General features: G+C 61.5%; 16 protein-coding genes. 4 read left to right on the top strand and 12 right to left on the bottom strand.

The window, feature by feature from the left end; translation table 11 throughout:
* Window positions 1-46: 46 nt before the first annotated feature.
* Window positions 47-463 (bottom strand): fosfomycin resistance glutathione transferase, encoded by a 417-nt coding sequence (fos, locus tag GFU70_RS06810; protein WP_058543064.1) that lies wholly within the window; start codon window positions 461-463, stop codon window positions 47-49.
* A gap of 257 nt (window positions 464-720) precedes the next feature.
* Here fos and GFU70_RS06805 point away from each other — a divergent pair, with 257 nt between their 5' ends.
* Window positions 721-1,956: an aminotransferase class I/II-fold pyridoxal phosphate-dependent enzyme gene (locus GFU70_RS06805; RefSeq protein ID WP_058543065.1), complete on the top strand. Its 1,236-nt coding sequence runs from the start codon at window positions 721-723 to the stop codon at window positions 1,954-1,956.
* Between the two features lie 13 nt (window positions 1,957-1,969).
* Window positions 1,970-3,133: an MFS transporter gene (locus GFU70_RS06800; RefSeq protein ID WP_058543066.1), complete on the top strand. Its 1,164-nt coding sequence runs from the start codon at window positions 1,970-1,972 to the stop codon at window positions 3,131-3,133.
* Here GFU70_RS06800 and yiaY read toward each other — a convergent pair.
* On the bottom strand, window positions 3,130-4,278 hold the full coding sequence (gene yiaY, locus GFU70_RS06795) for an L-threonine dehydrogenase (RefSeq protein WP_058543067.1): 1,149 nt from the start codon (window positions 4,276-4,278) through the stop codon (window positions 3,130-3,132). The two genes, GFU70_RS06800 and yiaY, sit on opposite strands and share 4 nt — an antisense overlap.
* A gap of 140 nt (window positions 4,279-4,418) precedes the next feature.
* Between yiaY and GFU70_RS06790 the strand changes: the two genes are divergently transcribed.
* Window positions 4,419-5,438, top strand: a complete 1,020-nt coding sequence (locus GFU70_RS06790) for a DUF4917 family protein (protein ID WP_058543068.1) — start codon at window positions 4,419-4,421, stop codon at window positions 5,436-5,438.
* Window positions 5,439-5,607: 169 nt separating this feature from the next.
* Here GFU70_RS06790 and GFU70_RS06785 read toward each other — a convergent pair whose 3' ends face one another.
* The 6 genes from GFU70_RS06785 to GFU70_RS06760 all read right to left on the bottom strand — a co-directional run bounded on the left by GFU70_RS06785 (window position 5,608) and on the right by GFU70_RS06760 (window position 10,265).
* On the bottom strand, window positions 5,608-5,952 hold the full coding sequence (locus GFU70_RS06785) for a YegP family protein (RefSeq protein WP_153387768.1): 345 nt from the start codon (window positions 5,950-5,952) through the stop codon (window positions 5,608-5,610).
* 82 nt (window positions 5,953-6,034) lie between these two features.
* Window positions 6,035-6,616 (bottom strand): DJ-1/PfpI family protein, encoded by a 582-nt coding sequence (locus GFU70_RS06780; protein ID WP_064107051.1) that lies wholly within the window; start codon window positions 6,614-6,616, stop codon window positions 6,035-6,037.
* Window positions 6,617-6,781: 165 nt separating this feature from the next.
* Window positions 6,782-7,999, bottom strand: a complete 1,218-nt coding sequence (locus tag GFU70_RS06775; protein ID WP_116643006.1) for a class I SAM-dependent methyltransferase — start codon at window positions 7,997-7,999, stop codon at window positions 6,782-6,784.
* Window positions 8,000-8,210: 211 nt separating this feature from the next.
* Window positions 8,211-8,828 (bottom strand): TPM domain-containing protein, encoded by a 618-nt coding sequence (locus GFU70_RS06770; protein ID WP_058544302.1) that lies wholly within the window; start codon window positions 8,826-8,828, stop codon window positions 8,211-8,213.
* Window positions 8,829-8,856: 28 nt separating this feature from the next.
* Window positions 8,857-9,615, bottom strand: a complete 759-nt coding sequence (locus tag GFU70_RS06765) for a TPM domain-containing protein (protein ID WP_058544301.1) — start codon at window positions 9,613-9,615, stop codon at window positions 8,857-8,859.
* Window positions 9,616-9,656: 41 nt separating this feature from the next.
* On the bottom strand, window positions 9,657-10,265 hold the full coding sequence (locus GFU70_RS06760; RefSeq protein WP_153387767.1) for a LemA family protein: 609 nt from the start codon (window positions 10,263-10,265) through the stop codon (window positions 9,657-9,659).
* 250 nt (window positions 10,266-10,515) lie between these two features.
* On the opposite strand from GFU70_RS06760, the gene bglX reads away from it, so the two are divergent.
* The gene (gene bglX, locus GFU70_RS06755) at window positions 10,516-12,807 is read left to right on the top strand and encodes a beta-glucosidase BglX (protein WP_153387766.1); all 2,292 of its coding nucleotides are present in this window, start codon (window positions 10,516-10,518) and stop codon (window positions 12,805-12,807) included.
* Window positions 12,808-12,929: 122 nt separating this feature from the next.
* On the opposite strand, the gene GFU70_RS06750 is transcribed toward bglX, so the two are convergent.
* From GFU70_RS06750 to GFU70_RS06735, 4 genes are all read right to left on the bottom strand, one after another.
* Complete coding sequence (locus GFU70_RS06750) at window positions 12,930-14,087, bottom strand: phospholipase D-like domain-containing protein (RefSeq protein ID WP_058544298.1); 1,158 nt, start codon at window positions 14,085-14,087, stop codon at window positions 12,930-12,932.
* 1 nt (window position 14,088) lies between these two features.
* Window positions 14,089-14,679 (bottom strand): YceI family protein, encoded by a 591-nt coding sequence (locus GFU70_RS06745; protein ID WP_058544297.1) that lies wholly within the window; start codon window positions 14,677-14,679, stop codon window positions 14,089-14,091.
* 222 nt (window positions 14,680-14,901) lie between these two features.
* The gene (locus GFU70_RS06740) at window positions 14,902-15,213 is read right to left on the bottom strand and encodes a hypothetical protein (RefSeq protein WP_058544296.1); all 312 of its coding nucleotides are present in this window, start codon (window positions 15,211-15,213) and stop codon (window positions 14,902-14,904) included.
* Window positions 15,210-16,304 (bottom strand): serine hydrolase domain-containing protein, encoded by a 1,095-nt coding sequence (locus GFU70_RS06735; protein WP_058544295.1) that lies wholly within the window; start codon window positions 16,302-16,304, stop codon window positions 15,210-15,212. Before GFU70_RS06735 ends, GFU70_RS06740 begins: the two co-directional genes overlap by 4 nt.
* Window positions 16,305-16,876: the final 572 nt, after the last annotated feature.

Below are 16,876 nucleotides of genomic sequence, written 5' to 3'. Positions count from 1 at the left end.
AATGAAACGCCCAGTAGGCGCAGCAACTCGATCCGACGCTGCCCCATCACGGCTCGGTAAAAAACACCATGCCGACATACGGTGCCTGCCGACAGGCCTTCAACCGCGACGCCAGGTCGCCCACATGGACTTCGAACTTGTGCCCGTCCGGGTCGAGAAAGTAGAACGAATCACCCTCGCTACGGTTGTCTCGCCACGATGACACCCGGGCCGCGTTCAGCCGCGCCACCAGCACCGGGAAATCCTCGGCATCGATGCTCAAAGCATAATGAGTGTAGTCCGCCGCCGGCTCGGGCCTGCGCAATGGGTCGAGAGACAGGCACAACCACAAACCCGGCAGCGATAAATAGGCCCCGCTGTTCCACTTGGCTTCAAGACGCAGCTGCAATAGCTCGTTATAAAAAGCCACACTGCGATCCAGCTCGGTGACAGCAAGGGTCAGGTGATTGAGGCCTGTGAGCATGAGTGAGCAACCTTCAGAAAAGAGTGATAGCCCAGCGGGCTTGGGGCAAACCCCTGGTATTCCCAAGCTCCGACATCGCCGATGGATTCCCCGTCCAAGGCCCTAGGCAAAGTCCTACACAGAACTCTCCCGTAACGCTCAAACACACCGGAAACGGCCGATTCAAAGCCCTGCACAACAATCTGTAAAGTCTGGAAACACACCGCTATCGAAACAGCCCACGGACAGAACCACTCACCAAGGAATGTAATCGCACCATGAACCAGACGGCTCAAGCGCCCCATCACTTCACCCACTACCGCAAGATGATTTCCCTCGCAGACCAGAACTGGCAGGGCACCGAAGCCGGAAAAATCTCAGGCCTGAATGTCGAGGTCAAGACACCCAATGTGCTGGTCGATCAATACGGCCGCACCTTTCATCACTTCTGTACCACGTCCTACCTGGGCCTGGACTATCACCCCGCGTTGCTGGACGGCGCCATGACTGCCCTGTGGGAAACCGGCACCCTGCGGGTCGCCAACTCAAGAAATCGCTGCAAGCTGGCGATCCTGGACCAGTACGAAACCCAATTGTCGGAACTGTTTGGCGCCAGTTGCCTCAGTGCCCTGTCGTGCAGTGCTGCAAGCGCCGGAATCCTGCCGCTGCTGGCCAGCGGCGCGTTCACCAACCAGTGTTCGCCGGTCATGGTGTTCGACAAACACGCCCATTACTCGATGAACCACAGCAAGGCCGCCTGCGCCGATGAAACCCAGGTCATCACCTGCCCGCACAACGACATGGATTTCATTGAAGACTTGTGCAAACGCCAGCGCAGCGTGGCTTACGTAGCCGACAGTGCCTACAGCATGGGCGGATTGGCGGACCTGGACAGCCTGATGTATCTCAAGCAGCGCTATGGCCTGTTTCTCTATCTGGATGACTCCCACGCACTGTCTACGGTCGGGGAGTCCGGCGCAGGCCTGGTCCGTTCGCGCATCCCTGCCGTGGACGAGCGCACCCTTATCGTTGCTTCACTGGCCAAGTCATTCGGCGCCAGTGGCGGGCTGGTCATGTTTGGCAGTGAACGGCACAAAGCGCTGGTGCAGCGTTACGGTGGGCCGAGCAATTGGTCCCAGAGCCTGAACGCTGCGGCCATCGGCGCCGGCATGGCCTCGATCCGCCTTCACCGCAGCCGAGAATTCAGCGCCTTGCAGGAGCGTTTGCAGGCTAACATCCGCTTCTTCGACAGCCTCGTGCGCACCGAACAGCGCGGCAGTCCCATGGCAATCCGTATGGTGCCCTGCGGTGAAGCGACGCTGGCCAACAGCCTGGCCGTCGAACTGGCCGAACTGGGGTATTTCACCTCGGCGGTTTTTTTCCCCGTGTTGCCGCAAGGCAAGGCCGCTATTCGCATTACCCTGCGCGCCGACATGGAGTCGAAAGTAATTCGCTCGTTTTGCGAAAAGGTCACCGAACTGCTGCTGAGCCACGGGCGTGACATCCGCCCTTGAGACGGGACGCTTGATGAAAAATCGTACAACCCTGATCGTCACCTGCACCACCGTCTTCCTGGCCCAACTGGGCATGAGCATTTACTTGCCGGCCCTGCCCGATATCGCCCGGGATCTGGGCGCCGATGCGGGCCGGGTTTCCTGGGGCTTGTCGGTGTACCTGATCGGCATGGCGCTGCCCATGTTGCTCTGGGGCAGCCTGAGCCAGCGCCTGGGGCGCAAGCCGGTCTTGCTGGCGGCTCTGGGGCTGTATGGCCTGGGCAACCTGGCCCTGCCGCTGGGCACGACAGTGGAGGCGTTCCTGACACTCAGGTTGATCCAAGGCATCGGTGCCAGCGGAATCTCGGTGATGGCACGGGTCTTGATTCGTGACAGCTTCAGCGGCGACTTGTTGGCCAAGGCGCTGTCATGGATATCGATCGCCTTTGTGATTGCCCTAGGTATCGGCCAGTACCTGGGCTCGCTGATCCAGGCTGCTTTCGGGTGGGAGGCGATTTTCCAAGGCTTGGGTGCCGTCAGCCTGACCATGGCTGCGGCGGTGTCCCGGGCCAGGTTCCCGGTGCTGGTGCAAGCCGGCAATGGGCAATCGGCATGGGGTATCTACGGGCAAATACTCCAACAACGGGCGTTCCTGCTGCCAGCCTTGGCCGGTGGGCTGGGTTACGGCGTGATCGTCGCCTTCAATACCGCAGCGCCGCTGATCCTGCAGGAGAGCTTCCACTGGTCGCCCATTGAATACGGCCTGCTGGGCTGGCCAGTCAGTGCGGCGTATTTGCTTGGGGCGCTGGTGGTGAACGCTTTTGTACTGCGTACCGGTCAACGGCGAATGATGGGTTGGGGCATCGTCCTGGTACTGGGCGGGTGCATGACCATGCTGGCAGGCAGCCTCACCTTGAGCGGCATCGCGTTGCTCTTCTGGCTGCCGTATTGCTTCGCGGTGTTTGGCCAGTCGTTGATCTACCCCATCAGCCTGTCCCTGGCCAACGAAGGCTCACCGGTGGCCGGCGCTTATGCCATGGCGTTGAGTGGGTTCCTGCACCAACTGATGGCCTCGGTAATCGGCGCCATGGCCAGCCTGTTGTTGAGCCAACAGGCCTGGCCGCTGGCGGCATTGTGTGCGCTGCTGGGCGCGGCGGCGATGCTCTGTGTGAGGTTCGTGCCGCCCCGGGTCGCTTAGAACGCGCTGCGGAAAATCTCTTCGATCTGCCGCTGGTCCGCTGCCCGTGGGTTGGTCAGGCCGCAGGCGTCTTTCAAGGCATTGGCAGCCAGCACCGGCACGTCGTTGAGGCGTACGCCCAGCTCGCGCAAGCCGGTCGGAATGTTCACGTCATGGGCCAGTTTGCGGATCGCCGCAATGGCGTCCCGGGCCCCCTCTTCCGGGCTGAAGCCGCGCGTATCGGCGCCCATGGCATGGGCCACGTCGGTCAGGCGAACGGCGCACACCAAAGCGTTGAAGCTCTGCACGTGAGGCAACAGCACCGCGTTGCACACCCCGTGAGGCAGGTCGTAGAAGCCACCCAGCTGATGCGCCATCGCGTGCACGAAACCTAATGATGCATTGTTGAACGCCATCCCCGCGAGAAACTGCGCGTAGGCCATGTTCTCCCGCGCCGTCAGGTCATTGCCGTCACGCACGGCCAGGCGCAGGTTGTTGCTGATCAGGGTGATGGCCTTCAGGGCGCAGGCATCGGTGATGGGGTTGGCGGCGGTGGAGACATAAGCCTCGATCGCGTGGGTCAGTGCATCCATGCCGGTGGCGGCCGTCAGGCCCTTGGGCATCGCCACCATCAGCGCCGGGTCGTTCACCGACATCAATGGGGTCACGTTGCGATCGACAATCGCCATTTTCACGTGGCGTGTCTCGTCGGTGATGATGCAAAAACGGGTCATTTCGCTGGCAGTGCCTGCCGTGGTGTTGATGGCGATCAACGGCAATTGCGGCTTGCTCGAACGGTCGACGCCTTCATAGTCGCGAATCTGCCCGCCGTTGGTGGCGCACAGCGCGATGCCCTTGGCGCAATCGTGGGGCGAACCGCCGCCCAGCGACACGATGAAATCGCACCGGCTCTCCTTCAACAGCCCCAGCCCGAGCTCGACATTGGCAATGCTTGGGTTGGGCTTGGCACCGTCGAAAATCACGGAATCGATGTCCTGCAGCGCCAGTTGCTCGGTCACCATGTTGGCGACGCCGGCCTTGGCCAGCCCCGCGTCGGTGACGATCAGGGCTTTGCGAAAGCCGTAGTTGCGAATAGCGGTCATCGCTTCATCGAGGCAGCCCAGCCCCATGATGTTCACGGCGGGAATGAAAAAAGTGCTGCTCATGGGGTCACGCTCCTGGTTGAGGCCGGATCGGCAGGGCCTACAGAATGACCGAGTAGTCATGACGCATCTTGATCTGGCTCAAGACTGGGTCGTGATAAAGTCGCGCCCTGCCTTTGCCACGTTTTGAGATGATCCTTGCGATGACCGATTTCCAGGAATACGACAGCCGGCTTGAAGACTGGGAGGCCGTGCGCGCCGACACCGCCTTCAGCGGCCTGCTGGTGGGCAATGGGGCCAGCCGCGCGGTGTGGGACGATTTCGGCTATGACTCGCTGTTCGAAAACGCCCGTACCGTCGAGGAAAAACCCCTGACACCGTCGGAACTGAGCGTGTTCGACGCGATGCAGACGCGCAGTTTCGAACAGGTGCTCGCGGCGCTGAAAACCACCAGCCGGGTCAACAAGGCCCTGGCCGTCAGCTCCGCCGCGCCACGCAATCGCTATTACGCGATCAAGGAAGCGCTGATCAACACCGTGCATGCGGTGCACATCCCGTGGCGCCTGGTGCAACCGGCGACCCTGGCGACGCTCAACCAGGAGCTGAGCCGCTACCGCACGGTGTTCACCACCAACTACGACCTGCTCAACTACTGGGCGATCCAGCAGGCGCCCGAGACCATCAGCGACCTGTTCTTCGGTGAAGACCACAGTTTCGACCTGAGCCAGGCGACCACAGACAAACCGCGCCTGCTGTACCTGCACGGCGGCCTGCACCTGGTGCGCAACCAGGACGGCACGGCGCGCAAGCTCACCTCCACCGAAGGCACCTTGTTGGGCAGTTTCGCCATCAACAACACGATCAAGACCCTCGACGACGTGCCTTTATTCGTCAATGAAGGCCCGAGCCAGGACAAGCTCAAGACCATCCGCAGCAGCGATTACCTGTCGTTCTGCTACGACCAGTTGCTGCAGCACGGCGACAACCTGTGCCTGTTCGGCCACGCCCTGGGCGAGCAGGACCACCACATCGTGCGAGCCCTGCGCCTGGCCGCACCGAAAACCGTGGCGATTTCGATCTACCCCCGTAGCCAGGCGTTCATCCAGCATCAGAAGCGGCATTACGCCAAGGTGTTCCAGGGGCTGAAGGTGCAATTGCGCTTCTTCGATGCCAAGAGCCATCCGCTGGGCGATCCGAAGTTGTCGGTGCCGGTGGAGGTTTAAAGGCAGGTTAAAAACGCGTGGCGAGGGGATCTATGTGTGGGAGCAAAGCTTGCTCGCGATGAACGATGACTCGGTTAGCCTGCACAACCGCAGCGCCTGCATCGCGAGCAAGCTTTGCTCCCACACATGATTTCTCGTCCACAGGCTGGGCGCCCTTATTGCTGTGCCTTCAGAGCGCAGCCACGGTCTTGTCCTTGATGACCGTCGTCGGTCCATTGGCCTTGACGCTGGCGATGCCTTTGTCCCGGGCCGCGCCCGATGAATAAGCTTCACTGCTGCCAATCACCTCATGGTTGGCAGCCTTGAGGTTGAAGTACGGATGGCCGTCCTTGGTGCTCTTGAGTTCATAGCGCTCGGCCAACGGACTGTTTTTCTGCACCGAAGCAATGCCGCTGTCGGCACCGCTGCGGGTGGTGTACAGCTCACTGGTCAAGATTGTCTCGGCGTTGGCTGCCTTGAGCACAAACCGAAACTGGCCGCTGCTGCTTTTGCTGATTTCGTACCATCCGGACATGATTTTTTCTCCTGGCAATGAAAACATGCCCCGAGAGTAAAGACCCGCTGCGCTTGCCCTGCCAGTCTGGTGTGCAGCGTTATTACAAAGTGATGGCCGTGCCCAGCAGCGTCAGGAACCCCGCCAGCCAGTTCGGGTGCGCAGGCCAGGCCGGTGCGGTCGCCAAGTTGCCCTGCACATGGCCTTGGGTCACGGGAATGTCGATGTAGGTCCCGCCCGCCAGCCGTACTTCCGGGGCACATGCCGGGTAGGCGCTGCATTCACGCCCTTCGAGGATGCCCGCCGCCGCCAGCAATTGTGCACCGTGGCACACCGCGGCAATCGGCTTGCCCGCCAGATCGAAATCGCGCACCAACTGCAAGACGGTTTCATTCAGGCGCAGGTATTCCGGCGCTCGTCCACCCGGCACCAGCAGCGCGTCGTAGTCGGCGGCCTGGACGTTGGCGAAGTCATGGTTGAGGGCAAACAAGTGCCCCGGCTTTTCACTGTAGGTCTGGTCGCCTTCAAAGTCGTGAATCGCTGTGCGCACCGTCTGCCCGGCGGTTTTGTCCGGGCACACGGCGTGCACGGTGTGACCGACCATCTGCAAAGCCTGGAACGGCACCATGACTTCATAATCTTCGACGTAATCGCCGACCAGCATGAGGATTTTCTTGGCAGCCATGGGAAGGGCTCCTTTGGGGATGCGTGAATGGTTAACGCATTAAAGGTAGACCGGAGTGTTGGCAGGCGAGCGATAACCGCTGATTACCTGACGGGATGCATACCCAAAGATACAAATTCCCCTGTGGGAGCAAAGCTTGCTCCCACAGCGTTCGGTATAGCTGCTTCAGGCGAGGTATCCATCCGCCCGCAGCAGCGTTTCGAGGCAGTGCTCGGTGATGTGGTAGAAGGCCTTGAGTTCCTGGATCTTGGCCAGCAGCTCGGTGGGGTCCACCGGTTCGGCGCGTTTGACGGCCAGGATCATCTTGTTCTTGTTGGTGTGGTCCAGTGAGATGAACTCGAAGACCTTGGTCTCGTAGCCGCAAGCTTCCAGGAACAGCGCCCGCAAGCTGTCGGTGACCATTTCCGCCTGCTGGCCCAGGTGCAGGCCGTATTGCAGCATGGGCTTGAGCAAGGCCGGGCTCTGGATCTGCAAGCGGATCTGCTTGTGGCAGCACGGCGAGCACATGATGATCGAGGCGCCCGAGCGTATGCCCATGTGGATCGCGTAGTCGGTGGCGATATCGCAGGCGTGCAAGGCGATCATCACATCCACCGCGCTTGGCGCCACGCTGCGCACGTCACCGTGCTGGAAGCTCAGGCCCGGGTGTTCCAGCCGCGCGGCGGCTTCGTTGCACAGCTTGACCATGTCTTCGCGCAGCTCGACACCGGTCACCACGCCTTCGGCCTGCAAGGTGTTGCGCAGGTAATCGTGGATGGCGAACGTCAGGTAGCCTTTGCCCGAACCGAAATCCGAGACCCGCACTGGTTTATCCAGGGCCAGCGGCGAGGATGTCAGCGCATGGCTGAAGACTTCGATGAACTTGTTGATCTGCTTCCACTTGCGCGACATCGCCGGAATCAGCTCGTGCTTGTGGTTGGTCACGCCCAGGTCGGCCAAAAATGGCCGGCTCAGGTCGAGGAAGCGATTCTTCTCACGGTTGTGCTCGGCCGATGGCACTTCCCGCAGTTGCTGGGGCTTGCTCTTGAACAGCGAGCTCTTGCCCTTCTTGCTGTACTCCAGTTGCGCCTCGTCGGTGACCGCCAGCAAATGCGCGTTCTTGAACGATGCCGGCAACAGCGCGGCAATGGTTTGCACCCCTTCGGCCAGCGGGAAATTCTTGGTGATATCGCGGGTCTTGTAGCGGTAGACGAAGGACAGGCACGGCTGGTCCTTGACCGTCAGTTGCTTGATGATCAGCCGCTGGAGGTCTGCTTCGTCACCCACGTACTTGGCCAGCACCAGTTTGATGAAGCCGTTCTGCTCGAGGCTGGTGCGCAGCAGCTCGATGAACTGGGCGTGGTGATCCGGCGCGGGACGGACGGGCGTTGCGGTGGCAGACATGAAAAAACGGCCTCGGGGCGGCGAATCGGGAATGGCGGTATTTTAGGGGGGATGGGCAGCGAGGGCACGGAAAAGTTCGTTTGGCGACCAGTAGCCTCTGTGGGAGCAAGGCTTGCCCGCGATGAATACATCGCGATTCAGCAGGCTAAACCGAGCCATTGTTCATCGCGAGCAAGCTTTGCTCCCACAGGCTTGTGCTGGCAGGAGATTTTCAGCCCAGCACCACCAATCGATTGGGCAGTTCATTGCGCTCTTGGGTCACCGGCACGTGCTCCTTGAGCAATTCGCCGCAAGCTTCGATGCAGGTCACGAAACCCTGCAAGGTCTGGCCCTGGCGAACCTGCTGGGTGAACGTTGCGACGATGGCATCCCAGCATTTGTTGTCCAGGCGCTTGGAAATGCCTTCATCGACCAGGATTTCCACGTAGCGCTCAGCCTCGCAGACAAAAATCAGCACGCCTGTGCTGCCCACGGTGTGGTGCAGGTTCTGTTCGAGGAATTGCCGGCGCGCCAGGTTGGAGGCCCGCCAGTGACGAACGGAACGAGGGATCAGGTGTGTGGTGATCCTGGGGATGCGAAACACCAGGCATAACACGATGAAGCTGACCCACTGCACCAGCAACAGGCTGTGCATGGCCAGCCAGCCGGTGAGGTAATGGACCACGCCGGGCACCACCAGGGCCAGCAGGCTGGCCCATAGCAGCGGGATATAGGCGTAGTCGTCGGCGCGGGCGGCCAGCACCGTGACCAGTTCAGCGTCGGTATACCGCTCGACCCGGGCGATGGCCTCGGCTACCTTGCGTTGTTCGTGTTCAGTCAGTAGTGCCATGGTTAAAAGTGCCTGCTCATTATTATTGTCACCAGCCGCCCGACGAACCGCCGCCCCCGAAACTGCCACCACCACCGCTGAAGCCCCCGCCGCCTCCGCCACCGAAGCCTCCACCGAAACCACCGGAACCGCGCGAGCCGCGGGAGCCGCCGCTTCCGGTCGGCAGGATACCGAGCATCTGACAGACCAATACCGTCAAAATAAACAGGATCACCAGGAAGACGAACAGCCCTGGATGGCGCTCGACATAATCGCCCTGCTCCTGCTGCCCATCGGCACTGTATGCCGGCGCCGGCTCATCCAACGGGCTGCCGCCCAGCACCACCAGCATCGCCGCGACGCCGTCGCTGATGCCTTTGTTGAAGTTGCCGGTCTTGAAGGCCGGGGTAATCACCTGGTTGATGATCACCGAACTCTGCGCGTCGGTCAGGCGATCTTCCAGGCCATAGCCCACCTCGATGCGCAGTTTACGGTCATCCCGGGCGACAATCAGCAGCGCGCCGTTGTTTTTATCCTTCTGCCCGATGCCCCAGTGGCGCCCCAGTTGATAGCCGAAGTCTTCGATGCTGCTGCCCTGCAGGTCCGCCAGCGTGACCACCACGACCTGTTCGCCGGTGGCCTGTTCATGGGCCTTGAGCTGCGCTTGCAGTTGCGTGCGTACCGATGGCTCAAGCATCTGGGCGGCGTCCACCACCCGCCCGGTCAATGCCGGAAACTTCAGCTCGGCCTGGGCCGTGATGGCAAACACCCAGAGCAACAGCACCAGGCCAAATTTCAACACGCGCATTGGAACTCCAGTGTGGGAGCGAGCTCGCTCCCACAGTTTGTTCAGAACTTCACTTCAGGGGCTTTTTCGGCATTGGGGCTGGTGGCCTCGAAGGTTTCGCGGATCGGCAGGTCGCTGTACAGCACGCTGTGCCACAGGCGTCCCGGGAACGTGCGGATCTCGGTGTTGTATTTCTGCACGGCCAGGATGAAGTCGCGGCGGGCCACGGCGATGCGGTTCTCGGTGCCTTCGAGCTGCGATTGCAACGCCAGGAAATTCTGGTTGGCCTTGAGGTCCGGATAACGCTCGACCACCACCATCAGCCGGCTCAACGCGCCGCTCAACTGGTCCTGGGCCTGCTGGAACTGCTTGAGTCTTTCGGGATTGTCCAGGGTGCTGGCGTCGACCTGGATCGACGTCGCCTTGGCCCGCGCTTCAATCACAGCGGTGAGGGTTTCCTGCTCGTGCTGGGCGTAGCCCTTGACGGTTTCCACCAGGTTGGGAATCAGGTCGGCGCGCCGCTGGTACTGGTTCTGCACCTGGCCCCAGGCAGCCTTGGCCTGTTCGTCCAGGGTCGGGATGTTATTGATGCCGCAACCGGCCAGCAACGTGGTGAGCAGCATCAGGACCAGCATCGGCAGGCTGCGAAGGTGGTTCAGTCGTGGATTCATCGGGTGGAACTCTCCCTTGCATGACATGGAAAAACACGGCCACCTATCTCACCGGCGCCTGGGGCATAATTTGCCGCCGCACTGGATTGAAACGGGTCGATGGGCTAAAAGATGCGCAGTGCGAAACTAAGTTCAGCCCAATGGGTTCGAAAGTGTGCTGCATTTAACTGAACAACAATAGCCGCTCCTCACATTTTGGCTGACCGGCGTGGTGTGATCCCCGCCCTTTAGGCTTGCGAGAAAATTATTCATGAAGAAGCTGTGTATGCTGGGCCTGTTTATCAGTCTGGCCAGTCAATCCGTATTTGCCGACAACCTGCCAGCCCCCATAGAGAACAAGGACGCGTTCATCAGCAACCTGATGAAGCAGATGACCCTCGAAGAGAAGATCGGCCAATTGCGCCTGATCAGCATCGGCCCGGAAATGCCCCGGGAGATGATTCGCAAGGAAATCGCCGCCGGCAACATCGGTGGCACGTTCAACTCCATCACGCGCGCTGAAAACCGTCCGATGCAGGACGCGGCCATGCGCAGCCGGTTGAAGATCCCGATGTTCTTCGCCTATGACGTGATCCACGGCCACCGCACGATTTTCCCGATCCCCCTGGCACTGGCCTCGAGCTGGGACATGGACGCGATCTACCACTCCGGCCGCATCGCGGCCAAGGAAGCGGCCGCCGACAGCCTGGACATCACCTTCGCGCCGATGGTCGACATTTCCCGCGACCCACGCTGGGGCCGAACCTCCGAAGGTTTCGGCGAGGACACCTACCTGGTGTCGCGCATCGCCGGGGTGATGGTCAAGGCGTTCCAGGGCAACGGCGCCAACGCGGCCGACAGCATCATGGCCAGCGTCAAGCACTTCGCCCTGTACGGCGCGGTGGAAGGCGGCCGGGACTACAACATCGTGGACATGAGTCCGTTGAAAATGTACCAGGACTACCTGCCACCCTACCGCGCCGCCATCGACGCCGGTGCCGGCGGGGTGATGGTCGCGTTGAACTCCATCAACGGCGTACCAGCCACGGCCAACACCTGGCTGATGAATGACCTGCTGCGCAAGGAATGGGGCTTCAAGGGCCTGGCTGTCAGTGATCACGGCGCGATCTTCGAACTGATCAACCACGGCGTAGCCAAGGACGGTCGCGAAGCGGCGAAACTGGCGATCAAGGCCGGCATCGACATGAGCATGAACGACTCGCTCTATGGCAAGGAACTGCCAGGCTTGCTCAAGGCCGGTGAAATCGAGCAGAGCGACATCGACAACGCGGTGCGCGAAGTGCTCGCGGCGAAATATGACATGGGCCTGTTCAAGGATCCGTACCTGCGCATCGGCAAGGCCGAGGATGATCCGACCGACACCTACGCCGAAAGCCGCCTGCACCGCGCCGACGCCCGTGACGTGGCGCGCCGCAGCCTGGTCCTGCTGGAAAACCGCAACCAGACCCTGCCCCTGAAGAAGACGGCGAAGATCGCCCTGGTCGGCCCGCTGGCCAAGGCACCGATCGACATGATGGGCAGTTGGGCCGCCGCCGGGCGTCCTGCACAATCGGTCACCCTGTTCGACGGCATGACCCGCGTCCTGGGCGCTGACTCGAAGCTGATCTACGCCCGTGGCGCCAATATCACCGACGACAAGAAGGTGCTCGACTACCTGAACTTCCTCAACTTCGATGCCCCGGAAGTGGTGGACGACCCGCGCCCGGCCCAAGTGCTGATCGACGAAGCGGTAAACGCCGCCAAGGACGCCGATGTGGTGGTGGCCGCCGTGGGCGAGTCCCGTGGCATGTCCCATGAATCGTCGAGCCGTACCGACCTGAACATTCCGGCCAGCCAACGCGAGCTGATCAAGGCCCTGAAGGCCACCGGCAAGCCGCTGGTGCTGGTGCTGATGAATGGCCGGCCGCTGTCGTTGCTGGAAGAAAAGCAGCAGGCCGATGCGATCCTGGAAACCTGGTTCAGCGGCACCGAAGGCGGCAACGCCATCGCTGATGTGCTGTTCGGCGACTACAACCCATCGGGCAAACTGCCGATCACCTTCCCACGCTCGGTGGGGCAGATTCCGACCTACTACAACCACCTGAGCATCGGCCGGCCATTCACCCCGGGTAAGCCGGGCAACTACACCTCGCAGTACTTCGATGACACCACCGGCCCGCTCTATCCGTTCGGCTACGGCCTGAGCTACACCGAGTTCAGCCTGTCGGACATGGTCCTGTCGTCGACCACGCTGAACAAGACCGGCAAGCTCGATGCCAGCGTGACGCTGGAAAACACTGGCAAGCGTGACGGCGAAACCGTGGTGCAGTTGTACATCCAGGACGTGACCGGCTCGGTCATTCGCCCGGTGAAGGAACTGAAGAACTTCCGCAAGGTGATGCTCAAGGCCGGCGAGAAGAAAGTCATCCACTTCACCATCACCGAAGACGACCTGAAGTTCTTCAATGCCCAGCTCCAGTACGCTGCGGAGCCGGGCAAGTTCAACGTACAGATCGGCCTGGATTCCCAGAATGTGAAGCAGCAGAGTTTTGAGTTGCTCTGACCCCAGGCAACACAAAACCCATGTGGGAGCTTGCTCGCGATAGCGTCAGATCAGTCACATTGATATCGACTGACACTCCGCCATCGCGAGCAAGCTCCCACAGTTGTATCTGGGTGTTCGGGCTAGCCCCGGCGATCCAGCAAGTTCACCACCAACCGATCCACCAACCCCCACACCCGCTGCTTGAAGCGCTTCCACAACGGCCGGCGCTGCCAGGCGTCGAGGCTGACTTGCAGGCTCTGGGTGAAGTCCCGCTCGAAACTGGCCGCCACTGCACTGCTGAGCCTGGAGTCCAGGGCTTCGAGGTTGGCCTCCAGGTTGAAACGCAGGTTCCAGTGATCGAAGTTGCAGGAGCCGATGCTGACCCAGTCGTCCACCAGCACCATCTTCAGGTGCAGGAAACACGGCTGGTATTCGAAGATTTTCACGCCAGCCTTGAGCAGTCGCGGGTAGTAACGGTGCCCGGCGTAGCGCACGGACGGGTGATCGGTGCGCGGGCCGGTCAGCAGCAGGCGCACGTCGATGCCGCGGGCGGCGGCCTTGCGCAAGGAACGGCGCACGTTCCAGGTCGGCAGGAAATACGGTGTCGCCATCCAGATGCGTTTCTGGCCGCTGTTCAATGCCCGCGACAGCGATTGCAGGATGTCGCGATGCTGGCGGGCGTCGGCATACGCCACCCGGCCCATGCCCTCGCCCACCGGCGGTACGCGCGGCAGGCGTGGCAAGCCGAAGTTGGACGCCGGTTTCCAGGCTCGCCGATGGCGGTTGGCGAGCCATTGGCGGTCGAACAGCAACTGCCAGTCGAGCACCAGCGGGCCGACGATTTCCACCATCACTTCGTGCCACTCACTGCGGTCGTCGAGGGGGTTCCAGAATTCATCGGTCACCCCGGTGCCGCCGACCACGGCCAGGCGTTGGTCCACCAGCAGCAGCTTGCGGTGATCCCGATAGAGGTTGCGCACCCAGCGGCGCCAGCTCAGGCGATTGTAGAAACGCAACTCCACCCCGGCGTCGGTCAGACGCTTGCGCAGGGCCAGGGTAAACGCCAGGCTGCCGTAGTCATCGAACAGGCACCGCACGCGAACACCACGCTCGGCGGCCTGGACCAGTGCCTGGACCATCGCCTCGGCGCAAGTGCCTGCCTCCACCAGATAGAGTTCCAGCTCGACCTGTTCCAGGGCTCGGGCGATTTCCACCAGCATGCGCGGGAAGAACTGCGGGCCATCGACCAACAGCTCGAAGCGATTGCCTTCACGCCAGGGAAATACCGGGCCGCTCATGTCAGCGCGCCGTGAAAATCAGCACCGCACTCACCGGCACCGAGAGGCTGATGGCTGATAACCCAGCCAGGTTTCGCAGCTTTTCCAGCCCCGGTGCCAGATCGAAATCCGCCGCGTTGAGCACCACCGGTTCCAGGGTCACCACTTGGAAACGTCGCTCGTCCAGGCGCGTGGCCAGCAGTTCGACCGGGTACTCATGCTGCTTGCCGTGCAGGTCCACCGTCAGTGGCAGGCGCAATTCCAACTGCGCGCCGTTGGCCAGATCCTGGATCGGCACCAGGTCGATCTTTGCGGTGACAGTGGCTTCGGCAAATTGCTTGATCTCGAACAACTCGGCCCGCATGCGCTCATCGCGCAGGGGAATGCCGCTGTTGATGGATTCCAGTTCCACTTCCAGGCGCGCCAAGCCCTCGGGCTGGACTTGACCGTGCAACACCAGGAAACGCTGGACCTCGGAGACATTGCCGTTTTTGCTGCTGATGAATGACAGCCGCGACGATTCGCTGTCCAGGTACCAGTCAGCCTGGGCCGGCAGCGCGGCGCAGGCCAGCAGCAAGCTGGCGGCAGCGTGAGGGAAAAACCGCTTGAACATACACACTCGGAGGGTAGATAAACCTGTGGCGAACCTTAACCGGGCCGAGGGCGCTTGCAAACTGTCTGGTGCAACAACGGCCAGGAAGACACAGAACCTGTGGTCAAGGGACTCATTTGTGGGAGCAAGGCTTGCCCGCGATGGCGTTCTCGGAATCGCCATCGCGGGCAAGCCTTGCTCCCACACTAGGATCGGCGTCAGGCCTTGTTCCCAACAGTTAGCTCAGGGCTCCAACCGACACCCCTGCCGCTCCCCCATCCACCGCGCACTGTTGCTACGCCCCAACCCGCTGACGGTGATGCGTTTGGCTTCAGCGGTCTCGAGAAAATCGCTGATGGGCACCGACTGCTTCACATAGCCACGGCAGTAGTCCGCCGATTGCTCCATCACGTAGCGGCACGAGCAGTACTCCTTGGCGGTGTAGGCACTGATGATGTCGGGGAAAGCCCGCAATGCCACCCGCTCCAGCCAAACCCAACTGAACAGGGCAACGAGCAGCACCGACAGCAGGCTGAGCAACACTTTGCGCTTCATGGCTGCACCGCCCCGGCGAACGCCGCCATGGTGCGCTTGAGCAATTCGTTATGGCGATAGCTGCCGTCGCGGTCGTCGCCATAGCGCACGATCACCAGTTTGGCGCTGGGGATGACGTACAGCGCCTGGCCCCAATGGCCCAGCGCGGCAAAGGTATCCGGCGGCGCATCGGGCCAGGGATGGATTGCCGGATCGGCGGCGCGGTTGAGCCACCAATGCCCGCCGGGCACGGCTTCGTCCTGGCCAGCCTGAAAGTAGGCGAACGGCTGGCGATTGAACGCGACCCAAGCCTTGGGGATCAGTTGCCGTTCGCCCCAGCGACCGTCCCGCTGCATCAACAACCCGACACGCGCCAGGTCTCGCGCGGTGAGGTAGGCATAGGACGATCCAACGAACGTGCCGCTGGCATCGGTTTCCCAGGTGGCGTGGTGGATGCCCAGGGGGTCGAACAATGCCGTCCAGGGATAGTCGGGGTAGCGCGCCGGGCCGACGATGGTTCTCAAGGCCGCCGCCAGCAGGTTGCTGTCACCGCTGGAATAACGGAACGCCTGCCCCGGCGGGCTGGCGCTTTCATGCTGCGCAGTGAACGCCGCCATGTCATGACGCCCACGGGTATAGAGCATCGCCACCACCGAAGAGTTGAGCGGCGCGTATTCGTAGTCCTCCTGCCAGTCCAGGCCTGAGGCCCAGTGGAAAAGATCGGCCAGGGTCAGGCCCGGGTGCCGGCTCAGTGGCGGGTAGTACTTGGCTGCCGGATCATCCAGGGCAAAGCGCTTTTCCCCGTAGGCCACGCCAAACACTGTTGCCAGCAGGCTTTTGCTGATGGACCAGGTCAGGTGCGGAGTCTGGGCAGTGGTCGGCCCGGCGTAACGTTCATAGGCCAGCCGACCGTCCTGGATCACCAGCAGCGCATCGGTGCGGATGCCCTCGCGGCTCGCATCGTCCCGGGGTGGGAAGGCGTATTGCTCCAAGGCTTCGATGGCCGGCCCGCTCGGGGTCGGGCCAATGGGCCATTGCTCGCCGGGCCAATCTTCGGCGTGGGCGCTCAGGTTGAGCAACAGCAGCGGGATCAGGAACCAGCCTTTGGACATGCTTGAGGCTCGCAGGATTGAACCTTCAGAGCCTATTCAGACTTGATGACAGTTTCGAGGCTTGTATCGACAGTACCAACGCCATCGCGGGCAAGCCTTGCTCCCACAGGTGCAATGCCAAATGACAGTCTGTTGTAGACCTGTGGGAGCAAGGCCTGCTCCCACAGGCTCAGTGCCAAATGACAGTCTGTTGTAGACCTGTGGGAGCAAGGCCTGCTCCCACAGGCTCAGTGCCAAATGACAGACTGGTGTAGACCTGTGGGAGCAAGGCCTGCTCCCACAGGCTCAGTGCCAAATGACAGACTGGTGTAGACCTGTGGGAGCAAGGCCTGCTCCCACAGGCTCAGTGCCAAATGACAGACTGTTGTAGACCTGTGGGAGCAAGGCCTGCTCCCACAGGCTCAGTGCCAAATGACAGACTGGTGTAGACCTGTGGGAGCAAGGCCTGCTCCCACAGGCTCAGTGCCAAATGACAGACTGTTGTAGACCTGTGGGAGCAAGGCCTGCTCCCACAGGCTCAATGCCAAATGACAGACTGTTGTAGACCTGTGGGAGCAAGGCTTGCCCGCGAT

This window comes from Pseudomonas brassicacearum, assembly GCF_009601685.2.
In the GTDB taxonomy this organism is placed as follows: Bacteria; Pseudomonadota; Gammaproteobacteria; order Pseudomonadales; family Pseudomonadaceae; genus Aquipseudomonas; species Aquipseudomonas kilonensis_B.
Note: the sequence above shows the minus strand (reverse complement) of the source record. Positions and strands in the feature narration are given on the sequence as shown.